At 39.9% G+C, this 23,407-nt stretch carries 20 protein-coding genes; 12 read left to right on the top strand and 8 right to left on the bottom strand.

The window, feature by feature from the left end:
- Positions 1-154: 154 nt before the first annotated feature.
- Positions 155-415, top strand: a complete 261-nt coding sequence (locus PCY16_RS08835) for a SemiSWEET family transporter (protein WP_008534978.1) — start codon at positions 155-157, stop codon at positions 413-415.
- A 107-nt stretch (positions 416-522) separates the two neighbouring features.
- Here the strand turns inward: PCY16_RS08835 and PCY16_RS08830 are convergent, their stop codons facing one another.
- Positions 523-1,005 (bottom strand): glutathione peroxidase, encoded by a 483-nt coding sequence (locus PCY16_RS08830; RefSeq protein ID WP_195413938.1) that lies wholly within the window; start codon positions 1,003-1,005, stop codon positions 523-525.
- A gap of 382 nt (positions 1,006-1,387) precedes the next feature.
- Here PCY16_RS08830 and PCY16_RS08825 point away from each other — a divergent pair, with 382 nt between their 5' ends.
- The 5 genes from PCY16_RS08825 (at position 1,388) to PCY16_RS08805 (ending at position 5,499) form a co-directional block, all read left to right on the top strand.
- The gene (locus tag PCY16_RS08825; protein WP_038676338.1) at positions 1,388-2,386 is read left to right on the top strand and encodes a uroporphyrinogen decarboxylase family protein; all 999 of its coding nucleotides are present in this window, start codon (positions 1,388-1,390) and stop codon (positions 2,384-2,386) included.
- 18 nt (positions 2,387-2,404) lie between these two features.
- Positions 2,405-3,271, top strand: coding sequence for a transporter substrate-binding domain-containing protein (locus tag PCY16_RS08820; RefSeq protein WP_002885359.1), 867 nt, complete (start codon positions 2,405-2,407; stop codon positions 3,269-3,271).
- Positions 3,272-3,340: 69 nt separating this feature from the next.
- Positions 3,341-4,033, top strand: a complete 693-nt coding sequence (locus tag PCY16_RS08815; protein ID WP_073685789.1) for an amino acid ABC transporter permease — start codon at positions 3,341-3,343, stop codon at positions 4,031-4,033.
- A gap of 3 nt (positions 4,034-4,036) precedes the next feature.
- Positions 4,037-4,723, top strand: a complete 687-nt coding sequence (locus PCY16_RS08810; RefSeq protein ID WP_195413937.1) for an amino acid ABC transporter permease — start codon at positions 4,037-4,039, stop codon at positions 4,721-4,723.
- Positions 4,724-4,734: 11 nt separating this feature from the next.
- Positions 4,735-5,499 (top strand): amino acid ABC transporter ATP-binding protein, encoded by a 765-nt coding sequence (locus PCY16_RS08805; RefSeq protein ID WP_195413936.1) that lies wholly within the window; start codon positions 4,735-4,737, stop codon positions 5,497-5,499.
- A gap of 163 nt (positions 5,500-5,662) precedes the next feature.
- Here the strand turns inward: PCY16_RS08805 and PCY16_RS08800 are convergent, their stop codons facing one another.
- Positions 5,663-8,812 (bottom strand): KxYKxGKxW signal peptide domain-containing protein, encoded by a 3,150-nt coding sequence (locus PCY16_RS08800; protein WP_195413935.1) that lies wholly within the window; start codon positions 8,810-8,812, stop codon positions 5,663-5,665.
- Positions 8,813-9,137: 325 nt separating this feature from the next.
- Here PCY16_RS08800 and PCY16_RS08795 point away from each other — a divergent pair, with 325 nt between their 5' ends.
- The 3 genes from PCY16_RS08795 to PCY16_RS08785 all read left to right on the top strand — a co-directional run bounded on the left by PCY16_RS08795 (position 9,138) and on the right by PCY16_RS08785 (position 13,743).
- Positions 9,138-10,523 (top strand): amino acid permease, encoded by a 1,386-nt coding sequence (locus PCY16_RS08795; RefSeq protein WP_195413934.1) that lies wholly within the window; start codon positions 9,138-9,140, stop codon positions 10,521-10,523.
- Positions 10,524-10,596: 73 nt separating this feature from the next.
- Positions 10,597-11,040 carry an ASCH domain-containing protein gene (locus tag PCY16_RS08790; protein ID WP_070438137.1) on the top strand — a complete coding sequence of 148 codons (444 nt, stop codon included), beginning with the start codon at positions 10,597-10,599 and terminating at the stop codon, positions 11,038-11,040.
- Positions 11,041-11,160: 120 nt separating this feature from the next.
- Positions 11,161-13,743, top strand: a complete 2,583-nt coding sequence (locus tag PCY16_RS08785; protein WP_195413933.1) for a carbohydrate-binding domain-containing protein — start codon at positions 11,161-11,163, stop codon at positions 13,741-13,743.
- A gap of 66 nt (positions 13,744-13,809) precedes the next feature.
- Here the strand turns inward: PCY16_RS08785 and PCY16_RS08780 are convergent, their stop codons facing one another.
- The 3 genes from PCY16_RS08780 to PCY16_RS08770 form a co-directional block, all read right to left on the bottom strand.
- Positions 13,810-14,004 (bottom strand): CsbD family protein, encoded by a 195-nt coding sequence (locus PCY16_RS08780; protein WP_013990383.1) that lies wholly within the window; start codon positions 14,002-14,004, stop codon positions 13,810-13,812.
- A 66-nt stretch (positions 14,005-14,070) separates the two neighbouring features.
- Entirely contained in the window at positions 14,071-14,703 is a 633-nt protein-coding gene (locus PCY16_RS08775; protein WP_002885232.1) for a DUF421 domain-containing protein, read from the bottom strand.
- Positions 14,700-15,152, bottom strand: coding sequence for a DUF3290 family protein (locus PCY16_RS08770; RefSeq protein ID WP_002885310.1), 453 nt, complete (start codon positions 15,150-15,152; stop codon positions 14,700-14,702). Before PCY16_RS08770 ends, PCY16_RS08775 begins: the two co-directional genes overlap by 4 nt.
- Positions 15,153-15,526: 374 nt before the next feature.
- On the opposite strand from PCY16_RS08770, the gene manA reads away from it, so the two are divergent.
- The 3 genes from manA to msrB all read left to right on the top strand — a co-directional run bounded on the left by manA (position 15,527) and on the right by msrB (position 19,086).
- Positions 15,527-16,468 carry a mannose-6-phosphate isomerase, class I gene (manA, locus tag PCY16_RS08765; protein ID WP_013990384.1) on the top strand — a complete coding sequence of 314 codons (942 nt, stop codon included), beginning with the start codon at positions 15,527-15,529 and terminating at the stop codon, positions 16,466-16,468.
- A 212-nt stretch (positions 16,469-16,680) separates the two neighbouring features.
- Positions 16,681-18,009, top strand: a complete 1,329-nt coding sequence (gene brnQ, locus PCY16_RS08760) for a branched-chain amino acid transport system II carrier protein (RefSeq protein ID WP_037601016.1) — start codon at positions 16,681-16,683, stop codon at positions 18,007-18,009.
- A 126-nt stretch (positions 18,010-18,135) separates the two neighbouring features.
- Positions 18,136-19,086 (top strand): peptide-methionine (R)-S-oxide reductase MsrB, encoded by a 951-nt coding sequence (gene msrB, locus PCY16_RS08755; RefSeq protein ID WP_195413932.1) that lies wholly within the window; start codon positions 18,136-18,138, stop codon positions 19,084-19,086.
- 882 nt (positions 19,087-19,968) lie between these two features.
- Here msrB and PCY16_RS08750 read toward each other — a convergent pair.
- The 3 genes from PCY16_RS08750 to PCY16_RS08740 all read right to left on the bottom strand — a co-directional run bounded on the left by PCY16_RS08750 (position 19,969) and on the right by PCY16_RS08740 (position 23,295).
- Entirely contained in the window at positions 19,969-21,318 is a 1,350-nt protein-coding gene (locus PCY16_RS08750; protein WP_195413931.1) for an MATE family efflux transporter, read from the bottom strand.
- Between the two features lie 127 nt (positions 21,319-21,445).
- A complete protein-coding gene (locus PCY16_RS08745; RefSeq protein ID WP_060971959.1) occupies positions 21,446-22,714 on the bottom strand; it encodes a nucleobase:cation symporter-2 family protein in 1,269 nt (422 codons plus the stop codon).
- On the bottom strand, positions 22,714-23,295 hold the full coding sequence (locus tag PCY16_RS08740) for a xanthine phosphoribosyltransferase (RefSeq protein WP_004182304.1): 582 nt from the start codon (positions 23,293-23,295) through the stop codon (positions 22,714-22,716). The genes PCY16_RS08745 and PCY16_RS08740 overlap by 1 nt, the downstream gene beginning before the upstream one ends.
- Between the last annotated feature and the right edge of the window lie 112 nt (positions 23,296-23,407).

Here is a 23,407-nt window from a genome sequence, read left to right as displayed (position 1 = left end):
ATAGTTTACATGTTTTTAACATTGCCCCAAAAATCTTGAATTCTCTATTGTAAAAGCGTAAGATAGACACTGTTTTAATTCTAGTGCATTAAAACATTCCTTGTAATATTTTTTAAGATGTACAAGGAAAAAATTTATAAAAGAGGAGTCTCGAATGTCAGATAAACAAATGAAAACCCTTGGTTGGGTGGCAACCTTTATGTCAGTGATGATGTACGTGTCTTATGTACCACAAATCATGGACAATTTGTCTGGTCATAAAGGAAACTTTATCCAACCATTGGTAGCTGCAATCAACTGTAGCCTTTGGGTTTACTATGGTCTCTTTAAAAAAGAACGTGACCTTCCCCTTGCTGCTGCAAATGCGCCAGGTATCGTCTTTGGTTTAATTACAGCATTGACAGCTTTGTTCTAAAATAAAGCGAAATTTCTTTCTATACTATTTTTCTTAACGCAGAAAACGAGAGCAGAACTAGCGACAGTCAGAGATTGTCGTTCTAGTTTCACTCTCGTTTTTTATTTTTAGTTATTAAGAAGAGCTTTGATAGCATCTTCCATTTTTAGTGGATCAGTTTTGGAAGAAAAGCGTTCTACGACTTTACCTTCACGGTTAATCAGAAACTTAGCAAAGTTCCATTCAATTCTAGCCCCAAGGGGTCCGGATTTTTCTTGTTTAAGCCACTCAAAAAGTGGCTCTGCTTCCTTACCATTGACCTTGATTTTGGCAAAACGAGGGAAGGTCGTATGGTAATTGAGGGTGCAAAAGCTATTGATTTCTTCAGCACTACCAGGTGCCTGTCCCATAAACTGATTACAAGGAAAATCAAGAATCTCGAATCCTTGGTCTTTGTATTTGTCATAAAGTTCCTGCAAGCCCTGATATTGTGGCGTCAAACCACATCCTGTTGCTGTATTGACGATTAAGACGACCTTGCCCTTATAGTCCTGGAGAGACACGGGTTGGTCAGCTTGATCTGAAACTGTAAAATCGTATAAGGATGTCATAGAAAATCTCCTTTTATTTGTTTGAGACTATTATAGCAAAGTTAGTCAGAGAAGTGATTCTCCAGGAAGACTAGAGACTAAATTATGTTTGTGATAGTAATTCTCTATCTTGGTGTTAAGAATTACTTATAGCTGATGGTAATAATACTATGTAGGTATATATGCTTAAAAGAAGTAACAATAGGATTTAACGTAATTTAGATTACTATATCATAAATTTTATTTATGGCTAGGGATAACATTTCTTTATTTTTCGGATGTGATAATCTCTGATAAGATAATGTCATTCAGTTTTGAAGCAACCAATGATAATAAGAGATTATAGTATTTTAGGTGAATTCATTGAGTTGTTGATTTTAGGATAAAAGAAAAGGAGTTTCCTATGTCAGAAAAAAGAGAGTTAGTTTTGAAAGCATTTCGTGGAGAGAGTGTTGATCGTGTTCCAGTAGGATTTTGGCATCATTTTACTACTGAAGACGAGTGGTTACATGGTTTTGAAAATCCAGAAATTATTGATAAAAATAAAGCTGGTCATAAAAAATTTATTGAAGAAGTCAAACCTGATTTTGTTAAATTGATGAGTGATGGTTTCTTCGCATACCCACAACCTGCTTTTAAAGATTTTAAGTCAATCAGTGATTTGCAAACGATTGAACCTTTAGGTGCAAATCATCCTTGGATTTCTGCACAAGTCGAACTTGTTAAAAGTCTGATTGCTGATTTTCCTGAAGATATTGTTGCAATTTACAATATCTTCGCTCCGGTTACTTATTTAAAATGGTTAGTTGGAAAAGTTTCAGGTGGCGATAATCTTATCGCAGATTACATTGTGGAAAACCGAAAAGCTTTGAAGCATGTTTTAGATGTTATTGGCGAAGACATTGCGAGTCTTAGTCAGAGGGTGATTGAAGAAGCAGGTGCTGATGGTATTTACCTAAGTGTTCAAAGTATTCAAGATGAGCGAGTTAGCACTGAAATTTATAAAGAAATTATTGCTCCAAGTGAATTAAAGGTTTTAGAAGCAGCTAATGGAGCTAAAGGACATAATATTCTACATATTTGCGGATACGAAGGAGCCCGTAATAACATCGAACTCTTTAAAGATTATCCTGCTCAGGTAGTTAATTGGGCGGTCGGTCCTGAAGGAATTAGTTTGGCAAAAGGTCTTAACATTTTTAGAGGTCGCACTGTTCTTGGAGGATTTGAAAATGGAAAAGACGGTCTTCTATATACTGGAACTAAAAAAGCTATTCAAGAAAAGGTTAGGGAGATTATTGCTGATACTGGAACCCATGGATTAATCATTGGTGCTGATTGCACGATTCCTAGTGATATTAACCATGAGCGTATTGAATGGGTACGTGAAGCAGCAATTTTGTAAGAAAAAGGAGAGATTAATATGAGTAAAAAGACATGGATTATTGGTGGAGCTGTTGTTGTAGCGCTTATTGGGGCTACAGTTATTGGACGTAGCTTAACAGGAGATAAAAAAGCAAAATCAGATTCTGGAAAGGTAACAACATTAAAAGTTGCCCATACTCAAAACTATGTTCCTTATGATTTTGTTGATAAGGATGGTAATTCTGATGGCTATGAGGTAGCTGTATTAAAGGAAATTGATAAAAAGCTTCCACAGTACAAATTTGAATATACAGGAACAAGTGATGATGATCTTTTGATTGGTTTAGAGTCAGGTAAATATGACATTGGTACTAAGGGTGCGTGGTACACAGATGAACGTGCTAAAAAATTTATTATTCCTAAAGATCCAATTGGAGCAAGTATTATTGGATTTACCATTCGTAAGGATGATAAAGATAAATATAAAAATATCTCTGATTTTGCAAAACAAAATGGTCGCTTGGTGCCAATCTCACCACAAAATGCTCAGTGGAATGTTATCAAAGACTACAACGATGAGCATAAAGATCAACCAATCGAGTTAACATCTGCTGAATCTTTCCAAGTTTCAGATGCCTATGCATGGGTTTTGGAAAATCGTTACGATGCTTACTTTGATATTAAATTATCTTTTGAAAAGGCTGTAACTGATAAAGATGGTGCGTATCATCAATATGCAGATAAGTTGACTTGGTTCCCTTATAAAGGAATTCCAACCTATCCACTCTTCCATCGAGATAGTAAGAACGAAGAGTTTTCAAAAGAATATACTAAGGCTATCAAGGAACTAAAAGAAGACGGTACACTTGAAAAGTTATCTAAAAAATACTTTGGTGAGGATGTCTTCTCATACGTAGACAAATAAGTAAATTGTAACGTCGTAAAAGTATGATGTTTTGATAAGCTTCTGAAGTGAGTTTAGTTAGGAGAAAATATGGTCAATTATGACATTTCAAAAGTTTTTGGAGCATTACCTGAAGTCATAAAGGGCTTACCAATGACATTATTGGTTATCATATTAACGACTTTACTTGGGTCGTTATTAGGAGGATTAATTGCTTGGGCAAGCCTTTCCAAGGATAAAGCTTTGGAGAATTTAGCTAAGGGATATGTTTTTATCTTACGCTGTACCCCACCTATTGTGCTATTATTCTTGGTATTTTACGGAGTTCCAGAATTTCTTAATTGGTGGTTGGGATTAGATATTAATAATTGGTCCAAATTGATATTCGTTCTTGTGACCATGGTTCTCCTATTCTCAGCAATGATATCAGAAGTGTTTAAAGCGGCTTATCAAGCAATTCCTAAAGGACAATTAGAAGCTGGGCTTAGTATTGGGCTTACTTCTGAACAAACCTTTGTAAGAATTATTGCCCCTCAAGCATTTAAGGTTGCTTTACCAAATATTACAACAGCTATACTTAATCTTATGCGCGATGCAGCTTTGGCTTATACAATTGGTTTTATTGATGTTATGGGCAAAGGGAATCTTTTGATTAGTCGCCATTTAGGAAACTATTCTTTGGAGACTTATACAGCTGTTGCCCTTGTTTATTGGGGAATAGCGTTAATTCTATCGTTGATTTCTAGGATAACAGAACAACAATTGAGTGTAAAAGAGAGGTAAAAAATGAATATTACTTTTATTATAGATACCTTTATCAAGGCTTTATATGGTGTTCCGGTAACTCTGGGAATCATGGTTGTAGCAATTTTATTGAGTTTTCTACCTGCTTTATTTCTCGCTTTAGGGCAGATTTATAAGTTGAGAGGTGTCAAGACTTTTTCAATTGTTTATCTTGCATTTATTCGTGCAACACCTCCAATTCTGTTAATTTTATTTTTTTATAGTTTGTTCCCTAGTTTGTTAAATCAATTTTTTAAAGGAATTGGGAGTCACATAGATGTCTTCAAAGTTAATCCGCTTTACTATGCTTTTATTATCTATAGCTTGATGACGACAGGAAGTTTATCGGAAATCATTCGATCAGCATTACAAACTGTTGATAAAGGTCAACTAGAAGCTGCCCAAGCCATAGGTTTAACAACAAGACAAGCTTATCTGAGAATCGTTTTTCCTCAGGCACTTCAGTCTGCTCTTCCCAATTTGTGTAACTTAGTTATCAATATTGTGAAAGGAACGTCACTTGTCTTTGTTATGACGATAAAAGATATTACCGCAATTGCACGAGTTGAAGCAGCATATGGATATCAATATTTTGAATCTTATTTTGTCATCTTCATTTTATATTTAATCATTTGTGGTATCATTCAAGTTCTCTTTAACCTTGGAGAAAGAAAATTGCAATTTACATAGAGGGAGTCACTATGCTAGAAGCTAAACATATATCAAAAACATTTGGAGATCATCAGGTTCTTGTTGATGTTAATCTACAAGTGAAACAGGGAGATGTGGTTGTCATCTTGGGACCATCAGGTTCAGGAAAAACAACTTTCTTACGTTGCCTTAATCACTTGGAGAAAGCAGATGGAGGTCAATTAACAATTTCGGGTAAGGACTACTCTTTGGATAAGTTATCAAAGAAAGATATTTTAGATATCCGAAAGAAGACAGCTTTTGTATTCCAACACTACAATTTATTTGCAAACAAGACTGCCATTGAGAATATCTTGGAAGGTTTAGTGATTGCTAGGAAAGTTCCTAAAAGTGAAGCGCGACAGATTGCTGAAGAAGCACTTAAAAAAGTTGGTCTTCTGGATTTTAAAGATTACTACCCATCACAACTTTCAGGTGGACAACAACAACGTATTGGTTTAGCCAGGGCTATAGCAGTTAAGCCGGAGGTTATCTTGTTAGATGAACCAACATCGGCCCTTGATCCAGAACTAGTTGGGGATGTTCTGGATGTCATGAAACAACTTGCTCATGAAGGAACAACAATGGTAGTTGTTACTCATGAAATGGGGTTTGCACGAGATGTAGCTAATCATGTCGTTTTCATGGATGGTGGTCATGTCATCGAAGAGGGGAGTCCAAAAGACATTTTTTACAGACCAAAAGAAAAACGTACACAACAATTTTTGGCACGTATTCTTTCTGATGCTAGTTATGATTTGGAATATATGATTTGATTCATCATTGATAAGTTATAATTAGAGTATATAATTCTTGTATAAATAAAATAGGCTGAGGTCATTTCTCAGCCTATTTTTAGTTTCCTAAATGTAATGTTAGTTTATATGGTACTTAACTCCCATAAAAAAACCAAGACTTTCGTCTCGGTTTCATCTCATCTTAAGACACCACATGTCCATCTTTATCGAAGGTATAGAGTTTACCGTCGATGAGGACAGAGCGGTTAGTGTATTTTTCTCCTGTTTTAGGGTCGAAATAGTAGGTGTAATTATCAACTGTGACAAAGCGTCCTAGGACTTGTTTGCCTTCGGCGTCGAAGTAGAGGACCTTGCCATCAACTTCTTGGAAGCCGGTCACTTTCTCACCTTTGTCATTGTAATAGTAGTTATCGCCTTTATCGTAGACGATACGATTACGGTAGGCAGGTTCACCCTTGCGGTCAGTAACTACGCCATTGTCATCAGCATTATAAGCTCTTTCCCCAATGACAAAACGTCCTGTTTCAAGGTTTCCGCTAGCTCGGAAGTAGTAGTCCTTGCCGTCGATGGTTTGCCAACCAGTAAGAGCAGCTCCGTCGTTACCATAGTAGCGTGTTGGGTAGTATGGGAAGCGTGGAGAACCTTCGTAATTATATGATTTTGAAAAGGCGTTGCGTGTCATGATACCAGTCAGTTGGTCAAATTGGTAAATATTATTGTTGATTGCGACCTCAGTACCTTTAGCTTGGTGGCCATCGTCATAGAAATAGTAACTGACGCCATCAAAGGTCTTCAAACCAGTGACTTTTTGGCCATTTTCATAGAGATAACTTGTACCGCTAGGATCCGTCTTCAATTGGTCAAAGTGGATGGCTTTTTCTTTTGTCACATCAATACCCTTGGCATCAAAATTAAAGGTTACACCGCGATATGTAAGGGCCTTGTTAGTTGTTGCAATGGCAACGTTTGTGGTTACTTTTTGGCCATTTGGTGCTGTGAAGGTCATAGGTGTTGAGTCGAAATGGTAGAGGTGCCCATTCAGAATGTCCCATTCGTCAAAAGTTGACCATTGGGATTGGCGAACACTACTATATTTTGATCCAAGAATCTTGCCATCATATTGATAAGGACCTTCTTTGATTTTACCATCAGCATCTGTGATATAGACGCCTTTAAGTTCATAATCATTTTCACCAGTACGCTTGAATTCAGGATAGAGACCGTTTGTCAAGAGTTTTCCATCTGGACTAAAGAGCTGAGAGTTGACGACTCCTGTGTAGAGACTTCCTTTAATGGCATCATTATCAGAATAGTCGCTACCATAGTAACGGTTGCCATCAACTTCAAACCAACCTGTCTTGAAGGCACCATCACTTCCTGCGTAGTAGATAGTTTCAGAGAAGTCACCGTAATGGTCAGTGGATGTATCATGATAAAAGGCGTTGCGAAGAACAGCACCAGTTTCGCTGTTAGCGAAATACTGGTTATCACCTAGGGTAAAGAAAGCACCTCGGACTTGTTGGCCCTTATCGTTAAAGTAGTAGAGGTCCTTGTTAATGGTTTGGAAACCAGTGACCTTTTTACCATTAGCATCATAGTAGTACCATTCTTGATCGCTACCTTGAACAAATTGGTTTCGATTTGAGGTTTGAGCAGTTTTAAGAGTCGCCACACCATTGCTATCAAAGTTATAGACCGTACCGTTTAAGGTAAGTGAGCGATTAACCCACTTGTCACCTGTATTTGGATCGAAGTAGTAGGTTTTGCCGTCAATGGTAACCAGTTGTCCCTTGGCTTGGACACCATATTCGTGGAAATAAAGGTTCTGACCGTTAATGGTTTGGAAACCAGACACGGCTTTACCATCAGATCCGAAGTAGTACCAAGAGTTATCTCTATTAACGAATTGGTTAGTTACTGGATTTCCATTATCTTTATCTAGATAGTAGATATCGTTATCGTAGTAAAGGAAGTTCCCTTTGACTTGTTGTCCACTATTATTGAAGTAGTGAAGGTTTCCGTCCACCGTTTGAAAACCGTGAAGCGCTTTACCATCTTTACCAAAGTAATACCAATTCCCTTTATCATCAGAAACATAACGATTGGTTACCATAATACCAGTCTTAGGATCAAAGTAATACTGTTGTCCGTTTAGGTTTTGAACGCTTGTCTTATAGTCGGATTGGCTACGGTCTAGGAATTCGGTTTGGAAACCAAATGGGGCTGAGAAGCCTTTAGTTGCCTTGTAATTGTCGAAGTAGTACCAGTTACCCGATTTATCTGAGACAAAGACAGAATCAGGTTGATTACCAGTAGCATCAAAGTAGTAAAGATTACCATTCTCGGTAACAAAGTCATCTTTTACCATCTTGCCATCTTTATCGAAGTAGTAGTAACCAAAGTATTTATGGTTTGCATAATCAAGATATTGGCGACCTGTCACACGACGTCCATTGTCTTTATCGAAATAGTAGCTATCACCATTAATAGTAACGATTTCGTTTTTAGCTTGTCGACCGTCTTCGTGGAAGTAGAGGTTAAATGTATCAATGGTCTGAGCACCAGTGACGGGTTTGCCATCTTTGCCGAGGTAATACCAGTTGTGGTTATTATCTTCGATAAACTGGTTGCGTTTGTTCGTTTCAGGGAGAACTGCTGTCAAACGACCTTGGGCATCAGCATTGTAGGCTTGACCATCGATGTTGATAGAGGTATTGGTTACCTTACGTCCATTGGCTTTGTCATAGTAGAAAGATTGTCCATTTTCAGTGATAATCTCACCTTTGGCTTGCTTTCCATCCTCGTGGAAATAAAGGTCGAAATGGTCAACGTTTTGGGCACCTGTCAGATTTTTCCCGTCTTTAAGGTAGTACCAGTTGCCTTCAGCATCACTCTTGAATTGACCGCCAGAAACGACAGTAGTTTCAACAGATTCTGGTGCTTGACTGTTTACTTCAGTGACTGTGCTAGCTGTTTCTGAAGTTGAAGTAGCAGTTCTCGTTTCGCCACTAGCCAAATTGTAAGTGCTACTTGCTTGATCTTCTTTAAGGACTGGCTGCTTTTCCGTTGTAACAGTAGCAGTTGTATCAGCTGCATTATTGGTTGCGACTTGATCAGCTTTTGTCGTATCTACAGTTGTTTCTGTGACGACAAAATCAGGATTTTGTCTGACGCTCTCAGGTGTGCTTGATGAGGTGACTTGATTCGCAGCTTGTTCGTCGGCAGAGACACCAACTCCAATCAATGAGGCACCAAGTGCCAAACCAGATACGGCAATGGTAACCCATTGTTTTTTCACTTTATGAAGTTTAAAATGAACTTTATTTTCCATAAAAGTTCCCCTTTTCCTTTTTAATGACCCCATTCTAACATCTTTCATTAGAAGAATCAAACGCATTCATAAGATTTTCATGTTTTTTTCTAAAAATTGAAAATTCTTTCGAGATAAGGATTTTAGAAACAAAATGAATGCTAAAGAACCACTTTAGCAAGTTTCTTTTGATAGAGATGTATGTAAAATTAAAAAGCAACCACTGGGAGTCCCCATTTTTGGCATAGCATTCAACAATAAAAGTATAAAAATACAGAAAGAGGTCCTTTTAGGCCAAGAAATATGGTATAATAGTTCGGTATTTCGCAAAAAATGGAGTATAAAAATGAGTATTTTTCGTAAAAAGGATGTAGGTCTCGCTCAGACTGAGATGAAACGACATCTGACCCTTAGGGATGTAGTCCTTCTGGGAATCGGTGCCATGGTTGGGACAGGAATCTTTACAATTACTGGTACCGCGGCATCGACTCTAGCTGGTCCTGCCCTGATTATTTCGGTCTTGATTTCAGCCGTGTGTGTTGGGATGTCAGCTATTTTCTTTGCTGAGTTTGCCTCACGTTACCCATCGGCTGGTGGTGTTTATGGTTATCTCTATGCTGTCTGGGGGGAGTATCCTGCCTGGATGGGTGGCTGGTTGACCATGATTGTCTTTATGAATGCTGTATCCAGTGTTGCCTCTGGTTGGGGTGCCTACCTCAAGGGGCTACTGGCTAGCTTTGGTCTTAAGTTGCCTCAAGCTATCAGTGGACCTTTCAATCCCAGTCAAGGCACTTACATAGACCTCTTGCCAGTCTTGGTATTGGTCTTGGTGACGGCTCTTCTTCTCATGAATTCTAAACAGGCTTTACGTTTGAACTCCCTCTTGGTAGTACTCAAATTTTCAGCCTTAGCAGTCTTTATCTTAGTGGGTCTCTTCCATTTGAATCCTAGCAACTGGGCAGATTTTGCACCATTTGGCTTTGGGCAAATTTATGGAGGAAAGACAGGAATTATGGCGGGTGCCTCTCTCATGTTCTTTGGTTTCCTTGGTTTCGAGTCTATCTCTATGACAGTAGACGAGATTAAAGAGCCGCAAAAGAACGTTCCCCGAGGTATCGTTCTTGCCTTGATTATCGTAGCTTCACTTTATGCAGTGGTTTCGCTGGTCTTGACAGGAGTGGTTCACTATACCAAGTTGAATGTTGATGATGCCGTGGCTTATGCCCTTCGCTATATCGGTATTTCTTGGGCGGCCAACTATGTATCAGTGGTTGCTATTATGACCTTGATTACGGTATGTATTTCAATGGCCTATGCCCTTAGCCGTATGGTTTATAGCCTGGCGCGTGATGGTTTCCTTCCTCAAACCTTCCAAAAGGTTTCAAAGACTAATAAGGTTCCACATCATGCGACGCTTTTGACAGGCGTTTTGTCAGCTATCTCAGCAGGTATCTTCTCTTTGGCAAATATGGCATCCTTGGTTAACATTGCGACCTTGGCTTACTTGGTCCTCTTGGCTATTGCCCTCATTATTCTTCGTAAGGACAAGGGCTTGCCACAGAAGGATGAGTTTAAGGTTCCATTTGTTCCTGTCTTGCCCATTATTTCAATTAAAGTCTGCCTCTCCTTTATGAGTCAGTACAGTTGGCAGACATGGTTAGCCTTTGGTTTGGTAGTGCTAATTGGGTCAGCTATCTATGCCTTTTACGGTTACAAACATTCTAAGTATTAAGATGAAAACGTTAGGTCTGATGATCTAGCGTTTTTTGATATAATGGAAGTAAAGTAAAAGCAGGAGTAGATTGATGAAATCAGACCAGATGTGGCAAGCCTATAAGATTTTAAATCAGACAATCGGTGATAAGATTGATGCCTGGGCCTTTGGCGTGGAAGCAGATTATTTGGCAGAACTCGTATTGATGGGGCAAAAGACAGCAACCAGTTCAGCTTTTGACTTGTATGCAGTGGGGAATGAACCATTGCCCAAGGAAAATGAACTGAGCGTCATTCTTGATAGTAAGGAGAATGCTATCTGTATTATTGAAACGACTAAAGTTGAGGTCGTCCCATTTAAAGAGGTTTCTAAAGACCATGCTTACAAGGAAGGTGAAGGAGACCGTGGGCTAACCTATTGGCAAGAGATTCATGAGAATCTCTTTAGCAATTGGTTGGAAGAGGTTGGATTACATTTTAGTCAGGACAGTCTAGTTGTTTTAGAAGAATTTAGAGTAGTTTATCCTAGAGATTGAAAGTTCCCAATATCTTGGGGACGTTTTTACTTTAAGGAAAGATTAACCTTTCTTTAAGTCTTGTCTTAGGTTTCTTGTGTTTAATAGAGGAATCTCAAAAGTAAGAAAGAGGTCCAACATATGACATACAAAGATACAAAACAAACACAAGAGCGTTATTCAATTAAAAAATCATCAAAATGGAAAACAGCAGGATCAGTCCTAGTAGCTAGCTTAATTTTTGGTAGCTCGGTCGTCCTAAATGAAAATAAGGCTTCAGCCGATGAGACGAACACTGATTCAACACTATCAACGGTTACGACGGGTGAAACCACTGCCGATTTGATTGAAGAAAGTATTCAGACCGACAATACATCAGAAACTACTGAAACAAGCACAGCTACAGATACAAGTACCACAACTACGACATCTGATACAGATTCTTCAGCAACAAGTACAACAGAGGAAAGCACTGATACGACGACAAGTAGTGAAGCATCTGACAGTTCAGAAACTGATACAACTTCAACCACAAATTCTTCAGAAACTACAACTGAAGAGACTTCAGATACAGCAACGACCACTACAGAAGAAAACACTAGCACTAATACAAACACAAATACCACTGAAGCGACTGCCTCAGAAACGGCTTCTGTTCTAACTAACAATTCTTCTGATACTGCTTCTGAGGCAACAACTGAGTCTAACGGCACTGATTCAGAAAGCACGACGACCACGATTACCTTTAATGGGACAACTGTTGTAACGAGTGATAGTAGCACAGTAACAGTTGATGGTACTACCGTTACCATTAATCAATCAGGTTCATATACTTTAACTGGAAATGGTTCAAGTTATACCATTATTGTGGCGGGTAGTGTGACAGATCCGGTGACGATCTACTTGGATGGTGTGACCTTAACGGATTCGTCTATTACTTCCAATTCTTCAGCAGAATTGACTGTTAATGTCCTTTCAGACAGTTCTATTTCTTCGACGTCTGCTAATGCGATTGAAGCCGCTGGTGCCTTAACAATCACGAGTGGTACTGGAAGCACCCTTACCCTTTCAAGTACTGAAAAGCACGCCATCAAGGCTGATAGTGTGACTGTTGATTCAGTAACGCTTGATTTGACGTCAGAGGCTAAAGACGGTATCAATGCGACGACAGCTGTTACCATTAAAAATGCCACAGTCAACATCACGGCAACTGATGACGGTATTCAGGTCGAAGACGAAACAGATGTGAACAGTGGTGATTTGACGATTACCGACTCAACGGTAACCATTAATGCAACTGACAAAGGTATTACGGTTACGGATGAATTGACTGTTGAGGGTAACTCTAAAGTAACAGTCGTGGCAGGTGACGAAGGCCTTGAAGGGCGTTATATCAATTTGACAGGTGGAACCGTTGATATCACTGCTGGTGATGACGGTATTAACGCCACTGAGTGGACGACCAAAGACAGCGCTGATACTTCAAGCTTAACCAATTCGACTTCTGACTTGGAAAATGAAGTGGGCATCAATATTGACGGTGCAACGGTAACTATCTTGGCAGATGGTGATGGTATTGACAGTAACGGCAATGTGACAGTGAAAAGTGGTTCCCTCTATGTCGCTCAGACGAGTGCAGATAATGCTGCTATCGACTACGATGGAACAGGTATTATCTCGGGCGGTACTGTATGGGCTATTGGTAACCAAGGAATGGCTCAAGCCTTTACAACAGGTTCAAGCCAATCTTACATTATGGCTAACATCTCTGGAAGTGCAGGGGATACCATCACAGTCACTGATAGCTCTGGAAATGTTGTTGCAACAACGAAAGCAACCTCTTCATTCGGAAATGTGGTCTTTAGTACTGAGAGCCTAACTTCGGGTGAAACCTATACCATCACGACCTCAAGTGGTTCAAGTGCCACTGCAACAGCTACTGAAGAAGGCACAAACAATGGTCCTGGTGTTGGTGGCATGAGTGGGTTCCCAGGCGGTGGCTTTGGAAATGGCTCAGTGCCTGATAACTTTGGAGGCTACGGTGGACCGACTAGCTATGGTGGTAGCTCTACCAATACCGGAAGCGTTAACACACCTTGGGGGCAATCAGATTCGACAAGTTCTGAAAATACAACAAGCACAAGTAGTACGACTTCAACAAGTCAGACGTCTAATACAGGACGTCCAACTCCACCAAACTTTGCAAGTCAAACAAGTAACTCAACGTCTCCAAATGTGAGTAGCACAACTTCTACGACAGCAAGTAGCACAAGCCCATCAGCTCAAGGCTCATCAAGGACTAATGCTTCAGACCCTGAAGTAACATCATTGATGTCTGAAGTAGCAGTTGCAAATCAGTCAGCAGAAGTACAGCCCGCACAGGCAAGGACAGATAAGACAAGTAGCACCCAACAACAAAATCAAGAGACTGCTGAGAAGTTGAATAAGATTCCTACTCAAAATCAAACTTCTGAAGCATCAAAAGGTCAGTCAGTCTTAAGTCAAAAGGAAAATGTTAGCTCAGTTGTACAAACTAATTTTGCTCAGAAACAACATACAAGCTCTAAGGCTAATCAGTCTGCTAAAAGTTCACAAAGTAGCCAAGCAAACCAATCAACGTTACCAGATACTGGTGATGTGAGTAGCTTGGGATTAGGTGCATTAGGAGCTGTACTTATGACAACATCATTTGCACTTAAAGGAAGCAAGCATTCTCGTAAGTAATTTCAGTTTAGAAAACATATAAAAAGAAGTTCTCTTGCCAAATGGCTTGAAAACTTCTTTTTTGTCTTATTTTTTAAAGCTATTTTTAAGGCCTTCAACAGCACCTTCAATGCCTTCTTTAACATCTTCGAGACCGTCTTTTGCTTTTGCTACAACTTTTTCAACAGCACCTTCAATTTCAGTCTTTTTGTCGCCAGTCAGTTTACCAGCACCCTCTTTAAGAGCACCTTTAGCTTGATTCAATTTATCTTCGATTCCCATGATAGAACCTCCTTTTTATGATGAGACCATTGTAGACAATATTAAACGGTAATGCAAGTATTTTGTTTAATAAGTGACAACATTAATCTTTCCTTTATCATATTCAGCGATGAAGATATCTGAAATGTTGTCATATCCCATTTTTTGAAGCTCTTCATTTAACCAATCCTCCGTTTTACCAATAGTATCAAGAATTTCTGTTTGAATGACCCCATCAGTAACGATTGGGTATTTCGGATTTTCATCACCCGCACGAACCACAATCAATTGGCCGTTCTGTTCAATAACTGCACGTTTAACCTCTTTAAGTTGAAAAATTCCTTGGGAACGTAATTTTAAAGCGACATCAGAGGCTGAAAGTCCTTTAGAGCGACAAGCTTCAGGATCTAGTTGACCATGTTTGATGATGACAGTTGGTTTACCGTCAATCAAATGTTTGATAAAGAGAATATTGGTAATTAGCCATTTTAGAAGTAAAATCAAAATCGTCCAAATAATCAAAATCACGATATATTGGAGGATTGAAACGGTACTACTATAAATTGTACCACCGAGGATTGCACCAAGAACAAAGTTCTGTACTTGGTCAGTAGCTGAGCTAGGTGCTAGGTTTCCTTTACCTGTTAAATTGATAACAAAGACGAGTGAAATAAGCCCCAAAGCTAGTTTAATTGCAACAGTAAGATAAAAAGATGTCATTTTTTAACCTCCACGAGTTCAACATCAGACTTGTAAAGTTTTATTTGTTCTAGCAAGTAGCTGTCAGGTTCTGAACCTGAGATGGCACGATAGTACTTGTTTCCAACTTTGAGGATAGCGCCATCTGTAGTAGTAGAAGTATTGACATAAACCTTGCTCTTATCAACGTCAAGATTTTTAGACACAACCTCGATAAAGTGAAGAGATGCTCTAAATTGGTCGTTGTTAGATTGATTGCTTTGGAAATTACTGATAGCAATTAGAACCACGGCAACTAAGGTTAAAATAGAAATAATAGAGAGTTCACGAAACTTAGTATCATGGCGTTCTTTGAAGGCTTTAAAAGCAAATACACCGGTCACTAAAATAAGTCCTGCAGTAATGGCAACCATAACCCAGTTTTGTTGGCTAATCTGACTTAGCACATAGTCATAGGAATAGAATTTCATTGAGAGATTTCCTTTCATAATATCAATAACATTATAGGTTAAAAAGTCTTTAAATTCAATCAATCTATCCGAAAAATGAAGGAATGAGTAGGATTCTTAAAGGAAATTTGCTATTGAAATGACTTGCAGCCATTAAGCCAAAATCTTATGATTTCTTTAAGGACTCTGTTGATATTTTCACAAATTATGCTTATAATTGAGGTAATTACTCGTCAAAGTCTGTTTGTGATTTGCTGATGATGGAGCTTACTGGCTATAGGTGATTTTTGGAACATCCGCTTTAAAGTGGAACTGATTCATTTATCATGATGTGAGTAATCATCTATGTTAAGACATAGATTTTGAGTCTATTCATTCTTATATAAGGAGTTTTTATGTCTGAACCATTATTTTTACAATCTGTTATGCAGGAGAAGATTTGGGGTGGCACGCATTTGCGTGATGTCTTTGGCTACGACATTCCAAGCGACCATGTAGGAGAGTACTGGGCTATTTCCGCACACCCAAATGGTGTTTCTACTATTAAAAATGGTCGCTATGCCGGTCAAACTTTAGATGTTCTTTATGCAGAGCATCGTGAATTGTTTGGAAATCGTCAGGAACCTGTTTTTCCACTTTTAACTAAGATTTTGGATGCCAATGATTGGCTTTCAGTTCAGGTCCATCCAGATGATGCTTATGGACTTGAACATGAAGGTGAACTTGGTAAAACAGAGTGTTGGTATATCATTGCTGCTGAACCAGGTGCTGAAATTATTTATGGCCACAATGCCAAATCAAAAGAAGAACTGCGTCAGCAAATTGAAAGTAAGGATTGGGAAAATCTTTTGACTAAGGTTCCAGTTAAAGCAGGTGATTTCTTCTATGTGCCAAGTGGTACCATGCATGCTATTGGTGCAGGTATCTTAGTTCTTGAAACCCAACAGTCAAGTGACACAACCTACCGTGTGTATGACTTTGACCGTAAGGATGACCAGGGCAACCTGCGTGAGCTCCATCTGGAAAAATCTATCGATGTCCTAAATATTGGTGAACCTGCCAACAGTCGCCCAGTCACAACAAAAGTAGATGACCTCAAATCAACGCTTTTAGTAGCAAGTGATTTCTTCGCCGTTTATAAATGGGAGATTTCAGGTAAGGCTTATTTTGAAAAGACTGCAGATTACAGTTTGTTTAGTGTACTTGACGGTCAAGGAAGTCTCCTTGTTGATGGTCAAGAATATCCAATTGCAAAAGGAAGCCACTTCATTCTACCAAGCGATGTTCAAGCTTGGGAAATTCAGGGAGAGCTTGAATTGATTGTTAGTCATCCTTAATTAAACTATCAAACTAGACGAGATAAGAATCTTGTCTAGTTTTTTCGTACAATGATACAGAAAATTTGCAATTTTAAAAACCTTTCCTAATAAGTCTGAATAGCTTGAAGTTCCAAACTAATCATGTCATACTAAGTAAGTTGACTAAAATAGTAATAAACAAGTTATCTTTTTTGAGATGATATCTTGTTTGTCTTAGATCGGAGAAACTTATGTTAAAAAAAGGAGGCCTTACAGCTTTATTGTTGTTTGGTATGTTCTTTGGAGCCGGAAATCTGACCTTTCCGCCTCAGCTAGGCTTTGAATCTGGAGGTCATTTTTGGCCTGCGATTGCAGGGTTTGTCCTATCAGGTATTGGTATTGCCATCCTAACGCTGGTGATTGGGACCCTAAATCCTAAGGGGTACATTCATGAGATTTCACAAAAAATCTCGCCTAAGTTTGCCCTAGTCTATTTGGCAGTCCTTTATCTGTCTATTGGTCCTTTCTTTGCCATTCCTAGAACGGCAGCAGCAGCCTTTTCGATTGGCTTCTCGCCTTTGATTGGCAGTGGACATACCAGCCTTTGGCTCTTTGTCTTTACCGTAATCTACTTTGCTTTAGCACTTTGGATTGCCATGAACCCATCTAAAATTCTAGATAGTATTGGACGTATCTTAACACCTGTCTTTGCTATTATGATTGTTATGGTTATTGTGGCAGGAGCACTTAAATACGGTGCTCACAGTCCTCAGGTAGCTAGCCAAGCTTATCAAGCTTCTGCATTTGGTAAGGGATTCTTGGAAGGCTACAACACCTTGGATGCCTTAGCTTCTGTGGCCTTCAGTGTAGTGGCAGTAGTCACTCTCAACCAACTAGGCTTTAAATCTAAGAAAGAGTATATCTCTACCATTTGGGTCGTTGGTTTTGTAGTGACGCTTCTCTTTGGTGCTTTGTATTTGGGACTAGCCTTTTTGGGCAATCATTTCCCACTCCAAGTGGCAGGCCTACCAAAAGATGCCAATATTGGTGCTAGCGTCTTGTCACAAGCCACACAAGCTATCTTTGGACCAGCTGCTCAGATTTTCCTAGCTATCATGGTGACAGTGACTTGTTTCACAACAACTGCAGGACTTATCGTTGCGACAGGAGAATTCTTCCACAAGGCATTTCCGAAAGTATCCTACAAGGCTTACGCCATTCTCTTTACCTTGATTGGGTTTGCGATTGCCAACTTGGGACTTAACAATATCATTGCTTTCTCAGTGCCAGTGCTTTTGATTCTCTACCCAATCACGATTACGATTGTCATGATTGTGATTGCCAACAAGTTCGTGGCCTTGTCTAAACCTGGTATGCAGGTTACAGTTGCGGTAGTAACGCTGATTGCCTTGCTTAGCGTGCTTGGCAGCCAGTTCAAGCTTGCAGGACTAAATGCCCTTATTAACTTCCTACCATTGTCAGGAGCATCATTGCCATGGTTGATACCAGCCATCTTGTGTATTCTCTTGTCTCTCGTCTTACCAGATAAGATTAAGAGCGAAAGCTTCGAAATGGAATAAACATAAAATCCTATCACAATGTGATGGGATTTTTTCTCCCTCAAGTCACTATAAGTGCGAAATCTTCTCAAAAGCGTTACACTTAAGGCGTGGAGATGAAAGTATCTATTGAAGGGAGTGTTAAAAATGTCAAATCTAAATAATCATATGATTTATCTTGCTGGTGGCTGTTTCTGGGGTGTTGAGGAGTATTTTTCACGTGTGCCTGGTGTGCTTGATGCGGTTTCGGGTTATGCCAATGGCCGTAGCGAGACGACTCGCTATGAGCTTATCGGTCAGACGGGTCACGCTGAAACGGTTCAGGTGACCTATGATGCTAGCAAGGTGTCCTTGCGTGAGATTTTGCTACATTACTTCCGTATCATCAATCCTCTGAGTAAAAACAAACAGGGCAATGATGTGGGAACTCAGTACCGTACGGGTGTCTACTACACGGATACAAATGATTTATCGATTATCGAGCAAGTTTTCCAAGAAATGACTGAGCAATACGGTCAGTCTTTGGCGGTTGAATTGTTGCCCCTCCAACACTTTATTCCTGCTGAGGATTATCATCAAGATTATCTCAAGAAAAATCCTAATGGCTACTGTCATATCAATGTCAATCAGGCAGCTAGTCCTGTCATTGATGCTAGTGCTTATCACAAGCCAAATCAGCAGGAGCTTAAGGAAAGTTTGAGTCCAGAAGCCTACGCTGTGACTCAGGAGAATGGAACAGAACGGGCCTTTACGAGTCCGCTTTGGAATCAGTTTGAGCCTGGGATTTATGTTGATGTGGCGACTGGTGAGCCACTCTTTTCGTCCAAGGACAAGTTTGATTCGGCCTGTGGTTGGCCAAGTTTCTCTCGCCCTATAAGCCCAGAGGTAGCCAACTATAAGGAAGATCATTCGCACAATATGGATCGTATTGAGGTACGTAGTCGTGTGGGTGATTCTCATCTAGGTCATGTCTTTCCAGATGGGCCAAGTGATAGAGGTGGTTTACGCTACTGTATCAATGGTGTAGCAACGCGATTTGTTCCTAAAGCTGACATGGCAAAAGAGGGCTATGCTTACTTGCTTGATCAAGTGGATTGATTAGGTATTCTGAAGGAATGATATTACTTACTAAAAAGAGGTTGGTTCCCCTTGGTTCTAACCTCTTTTTTCATGACAGAAGAAGATGTAAATAAGATGAAAGCCTTTTAAACCTAACATGATATGTAACCTAACCATTCAGGACAAAAAAGTGACCTTTCATTACATTTTTTAACAATTTAGGCAAAATTGTTTTACGTTTCAAATAAAAAAATAGTACACTATAATAGTGAGAAATCTGACAAGTGTAAATGTGTCCTTCTCCTTGGCTTTTGCTGGTTTTGGCGTCTGTAAACATTATTGTACTTTACGTAATAATGAGTCTTCCCAACCTCCCAATATGATTTTATATGTCTTAACTTACCAAAACAAGACTAGCAAGAGAATACTAAGATATTTCCTTAAGAAGTAATGACAGCGCTTGTTAGATTTTGTGATAACATTCAGATAGTCCTAAGGACTATTTTATTGTGCGAAACCTTTGTGACGGAGATTATTATGGAATGGATGAATAAACTAATCATATTAATAGCCATTTGTGTCTTGTGGTTCTGGTCTTTTCTTTTACTTCCTAAAACAGGGGAGAAGGTAGTTTATTTTTATCATTTCCTAGCTCTCTGTGGTTTAGTCATGATTTATGGTGCCCTAGTTGATCCAGCTGGTCTCTGTGATACTTTTTTCAATATTAAACATCTATGTTTTCATTAATGCATCCAGTTTGGTAATAGGTCAGGAAAATCTGAATATAATTAATCACTCATCAAAAGAAGCTTTCTGTGTATTGATAACAGTCTATCTGTTTTCAATATGCAGGAGTTTTTTTTCTGTATTATCGAGATTTGAGTATAGAAAAAGCAGTCTGACAAGACTGCTTCAGGGATATCAAAGTTGTGATTCGTAGCGTTTGACGATTCTATTTAGGCGCCATTGGTAACAAAGTCCACTGACGATAAGACTGGCAATCAGGCCAATCCAGTAACTATATGGACCCAGTCCAGCGACTTTTTCAAGAAGGTAGCCAACAGGGAAAGTCATGCCCCAGTATGACAAGACACCGAGATAGAAAGGGACTTTGGTGTCCTTATAGCCACGCAGAATTCCTTGAAGTGGAGCCGCAAAGACATCCGCCACTTGAAAGAAGAGGCTATAGGTCATGAAAACGGCCGTCATTCTCAAAAACTCAGGTTCATGGCCGTAGAGTTCTGCTAAATCATAGCGCAAGAAATAGAGGAAAATCAAGGTAAAGATAGAAAATCCTAGGGCTGTCAATCGTCCCAGCTTGCTGTAGCTCTTGACCGCATTCATGCGTTTAGCCCCAAATTCGTAGGAAATAATGATAGCCATGGCACTGGAAATGCTGAGAGGGAAGGCGTACATGAGATTTGAGAAATTCATGGCTGCTTGGTGACTAGCAATCACTAGTGACGGATACTTAGACATAACCAGACCAACACCAGAGAAGATGGCGACTTCCGCAAAGACCGTTCCACCAATAGGGAGACCTAGTTTAAGGGCGTCAAGCAGAGCTGCTTTATCAAGGGGTTGAATCTTTTCAATGTGGTAGGGCTTAATCTTTTTATGCTTTCTGATAACCGAGATGGAAATAAGGAGAAGGGCCCAGTAAGCCAATGAAGTTCCAAGCCCAGCTCCAGCTCCCCCTAACTCTGGTAAACCAGCAATGCCATAGATGAGGAGGAAATTGAAGAAACCATTGAGAGGTAGGAGCAGAAGCATGAGATACATGGAAAGGCGTGTGAGTCCAAGCGCATCAAGGAAGGAGCGAACCACGCTAAAGAGTAGGAGGGGAATAATACCAAGACTCAAAAAGCGTAAATAACCAAGGGCTACCTTTCTGACCAAAGGTTCTAATCCTAAATGATTCAAAACCAAGGGAGCCCCCAGAAAAACGAGGGCAAAAAGGATAAGTGATAGGCCCAAGGCCATATAAAGAAATTGATAGAAATCAGGTGCCACTCGGTCCTTGCGACCTGCCCCTAGATGGTGTCCGATAATAGGAACCAAGGCAGAGACGATACCTGTTAAAAAGGTGAAAAAAGGACTCCATAAACTCGTTGCCATGGCTACCCCCGCCAAGTGCAGGGTATCGTATTGACCAGTCATGGTAGTGTCCACAAAGGCTGCCGAAAAGTTGGCAAATTGATAAATCAGTATGGGCACAAAAATCTTGAAGAAAACAAGGAATCGCTCACGGAGAGAATGTGTTTCGTGCATTCTGTTTTCCTTTCTAAATTAATTTTTCAAACATTTATATTTTCATTGTACTATAGATATGACTTGGATTCAATCTGTTTTATTGCATGACAAAACACCTAAGTCAAGCGACTCAGGTGTTCTTGTGTTATTTTTCTTTTTTGTTATGGTTCAAAATGGCATTGAGGACGATGGCAAGCAAGCTTGCAACGACGATACCGTTTGAGAAGAACATTTGGAAAGCATTTGGTAGGCTGTTGAAGAGGTTGCTGCCGTTAAGACCAACCCCTGCAGCGATTGATACCGCAGCAATCAAGAAGTTGTGTTCGTTGTTGGCGAAATCAACACGTGCCAAGATTTGCATCCCTTGGATAGAAACAAAACCGAACATAACAAGCATAGCGCCACCAAGGACTGGGCTTGGGATGATTTGAGCCAAGGCACCAAACTTAGGAAGGAGTCCAAGAAGAACAAGGAAACCAGCTGCATAGTAGATTGGCAAGCGAGTCTTGATACCTGACAATTTCACAAGACCAACGTTTTGTGAAAAACCAGTGTATGGGAAGGTGTTGAAGAGTCCACCAAGGAGAACAGCCAAACCTTCAGCGCGGTAACCGTTACGAAGGCGAGTGCTATCGAGTGGTTCTTTGGTAATATCAGAGAGGGCCAAGTAAACTCCAGTTGATTCAACCATAGACACTGTAGCGATAATACACATCATGATGATTGATGACAACTCAAACTTAGGTACCCCGAAGTAGAATGGTGTTGGCACGTGGACAATAGGTGCCGCAGCCACTGGTGAAAAGTCAACCAAGCCCATGCTTGCTGCGATGGCAGTACCGACAACCAAACCAATCAAGATTGAGATGGATTTGATAAATCCTTTAGTGAAAATATTAATCAAAAGGATGATGAGAATGGTGATAGCTGCAAGGAAGAGGCTTTGACCAGTAGGCTTATCAGCATTATTTCCCATATTTCCGATAGCCACAGGGATGAGGGTCAAACCAATAGTAGTGATGACAGATCCCGTAACGATAGAAGGGAAGAGATTGGCCACTTTTGAAAAGACGCCAGAAACGAGGATAACATAAATCCCTGAAACGATAAGGGCACCAAACATAGCACCGCTACCGTGTTTCTCACCAATCATAATAAGTGGTGCTACTGACTGGAAGGCAACCCCAAGAACAACTGGAAGACCGATACCGAAGTATTTATTAAGTTGAAGTTGGAGGAAGGTTGCTACACCACACATGAAAATGTCGGTTGAAATCAAGTAGGTTAATTCATGAGCTGAATACCCTAAGGCTCCAGCAATCATGATTGGAACCAGGATTGATCCCGAGTACATGGCAAGTAGGTGTTGCAGTCCTAGGACCGCCGCCTGCGAATGTTTCTCTTTGTTTTGCATTAGATGTCTGCCTCCTTAAATACGACCTGACCATTTTCAAAACGATCCAAACGAGCAAGTGAAACAACTGGGTAGCCAGCTTCTTCCAGAAGGGCACGACCATCTTGGAAAGATTTCTCAATAACGATACCGACCGCTTCGACGTGTGCGCCAGCTTCTTCGATGATTTGAATCAAGCCTTTGGCAGCTTGGCCGTTAGCTAGGAAGTCATCAACGATGAGAACCTTATCTTCAGGAGTGAGGAACTTGCTTGCGATAGAGACAGTGCTAGTCACCTGCTTAGTGAAGGAGTAAACCTCAGCAGTGAGGATCCCTTCATTCATGGTGATATTTTTAGCCTTCTTAGCAAAGATCATAGGGACATCCAAAGCCTCAGCAGCATAGAGGGCTGGAGCAATACCAGATGCCTCGATAGTCACCACCTTGGTGATGCCTGCATCCTTGAACTTTTCAGCAAAGACCTTTCCAATCTCACGCATGAGATCAAAGTCCACTTGGTGAGTAAGGAAAGAGTCAACTTTGAGGATGTTCTCCCCAAGGACATTCCCATCTTTGAGAATGCGGTCTTCCAGTAATTTCATATTACCTCCTATAAAAAATAAAACTAAAGTGTATTTTGATTTTCTCAGATTCCATTGAGACTCTGACAAAGATCAAACCAATCGAATAACAGAAAAAGGCCTGCAAAGCAAG

It is taken from the genome of Streptococcus sp. SS4 (assembly GCF_030440125.1).
In the GTDB taxonomy this organism is placed as follows: Bacteria; Bacillota; Bacilli; order Lactobacillales; family Streptococcaceae; genus Streptococcus.
Note: the sequence above shows the minus strand (reverse complement) of the source record. Positions and strands in the feature narration are given on the sequence as shown.

What these genes read in the sequence shown, in the direction of transcription:
- PCY16_RS08835 (WP_008534978.1), top strand. Translation starts at nt 155, where the DNA reads ATGTCAGATAAACAAATGAAAACCCTTGGTTGGGTGGCAACCTTTATG.
- PCY16_RS08815 (WP_073685789.1), top strand. Translation starts at nt 3,341, where the DNA reads ATGGTCAATTATGACATTTCAAAAGTTTTTGGAGCATTACCTGAAGTC.
- PCY16_RS08805 (WP_195413936.1), top strand. Translation starts at nt 4,735, where the DNA reads ATGCTAGAAGCTAAACATATATCAAAAACATTTGGAGATCATCAGGTT.
- PCY16_RS08795 (WP_195413934.1), top strand. Translation starts at nt 9,138, where the DNA reads ATGAGTATTTTTCGTAAAAAGGATGTAGGTCTCGCTCAGACTGAGATG.
- manA (WP_013990384.1), top strand. Translation starts at nt 15,527, where the DNA reads ATGTCTGAACCATTATTTTTACAATCTGTTATGCAGGAGAAGATTTGG.
- PCY16_RS08810 (WP_195413937.1), top strand. Translation starts at nt 4,037, where the DNA reads ATGAATATTACTTTTATTATAGATACCTTTATCAAGGCTTTATATGGT.
- PCY16_RS08770 (WP_002885310.1), bottom strand. Translation starts at nt 15,152, where the DNA reads ATGAAATTCTATTCCTATGACTATGTGCTAAGTCAGATTAGCCAACAA.
- PCY16_RS08745 (WP_060971959.1), bottom strand. Translation starts at nt 22,714, where the DNA reads ATGCAAAACAAAGAGAAACATTCGCAGGCGGCGGTCCTAGGACTGCAA.
- PCY16_RS08740 (WP_004182304.1), bottom strand. Translation starts at nt 23,295, where the DNA reads ATGAAATTACTGGAAGACCGCATTCTCAAAGATGGGAATGTCCTTGGG.
- PCY16_RS08780 (WP_013990383.1), bottom strand. Translation starts at nt 14,004, where the DNA reads ATGGGAATCGAAGATAAATTGAATCAAGCTAAAGGTGCTCTTAAAGAG.
- brnQ (WP_037601016.1), top strand. Translation starts at nt 16,681, where the DNA reads ATGTTAAAAAAAGGAGGCCTTACAGCTTTATTGTTGTTTGGTATGTTC.
- PCY16_RS08825 (WP_038676338.1), top strand. Translation starts at nt 1,388, where the DNA reads ATGTCAGAAAAAAGAGAGTTAGTTTTGAAAGCATTTCGTGGAGAGAGT.
- PCY16_RS08790 (WP_070438137.1), top strand. Translation starts at nt 10,597, where the DNA reads ATGAAATCAGACCAGATGTGGCAAGCCTATAAGATTTTAAATCAGACA.
- PCY16_RS08800 (WP_195413935.1), bottom strand. Translation starts at nt 8,812, where the DNA reads ATGGAAAATAAAGTTCATTTTAAACTTCATAAAGTGAAAAAACAATGG.
- PCY16_RS08750 (WP_195413931.1), bottom strand. Translation starts at nt 21,318, where the DNA reads ATGCACGAAACACATTCTCTCCGTGAGCGATTCCTTGTTTTCTTCAAG.
- PCY16_RS08830 (WP_195413938.1), bottom strand. Translation starts at nt 1,005, where the DNA reads ATGACATCCTTATACGATTTTACAGTTTCAGATCAAGCTGACCAACCC.
- PCY16_RS08820 (WP_002885359.1), top strand. Translation starts at nt 2,405, where the DNA reads ATGAGTAAAAAGACATGGATTATTGGTGGAGCTGTTGTTGTAGCGCTT.
- msrB (WP_195413932.1), top strand. Translation starts at nt 18,136, where the DNA reads ATGTCAAATCTAAATAATCATATGATTTATCTTGCTGGTGGCTGTTTC.
- PCY16_RS08775 (WP_002885232.1), bottom strand. Translation starts at nt 14,703, where the DNA reads ATGACATCTTTTTATCTTACTGTTGCAATTAAACTAGCTTTGGGGCTT.
- PCY16_RS08785 (WP_195413933.1), top strand. Translation starts at nt 11,161, where the DNA reads ATGACATACAAAGATACAAAACAAACACAAGAGCGTTATTCAATTAAA.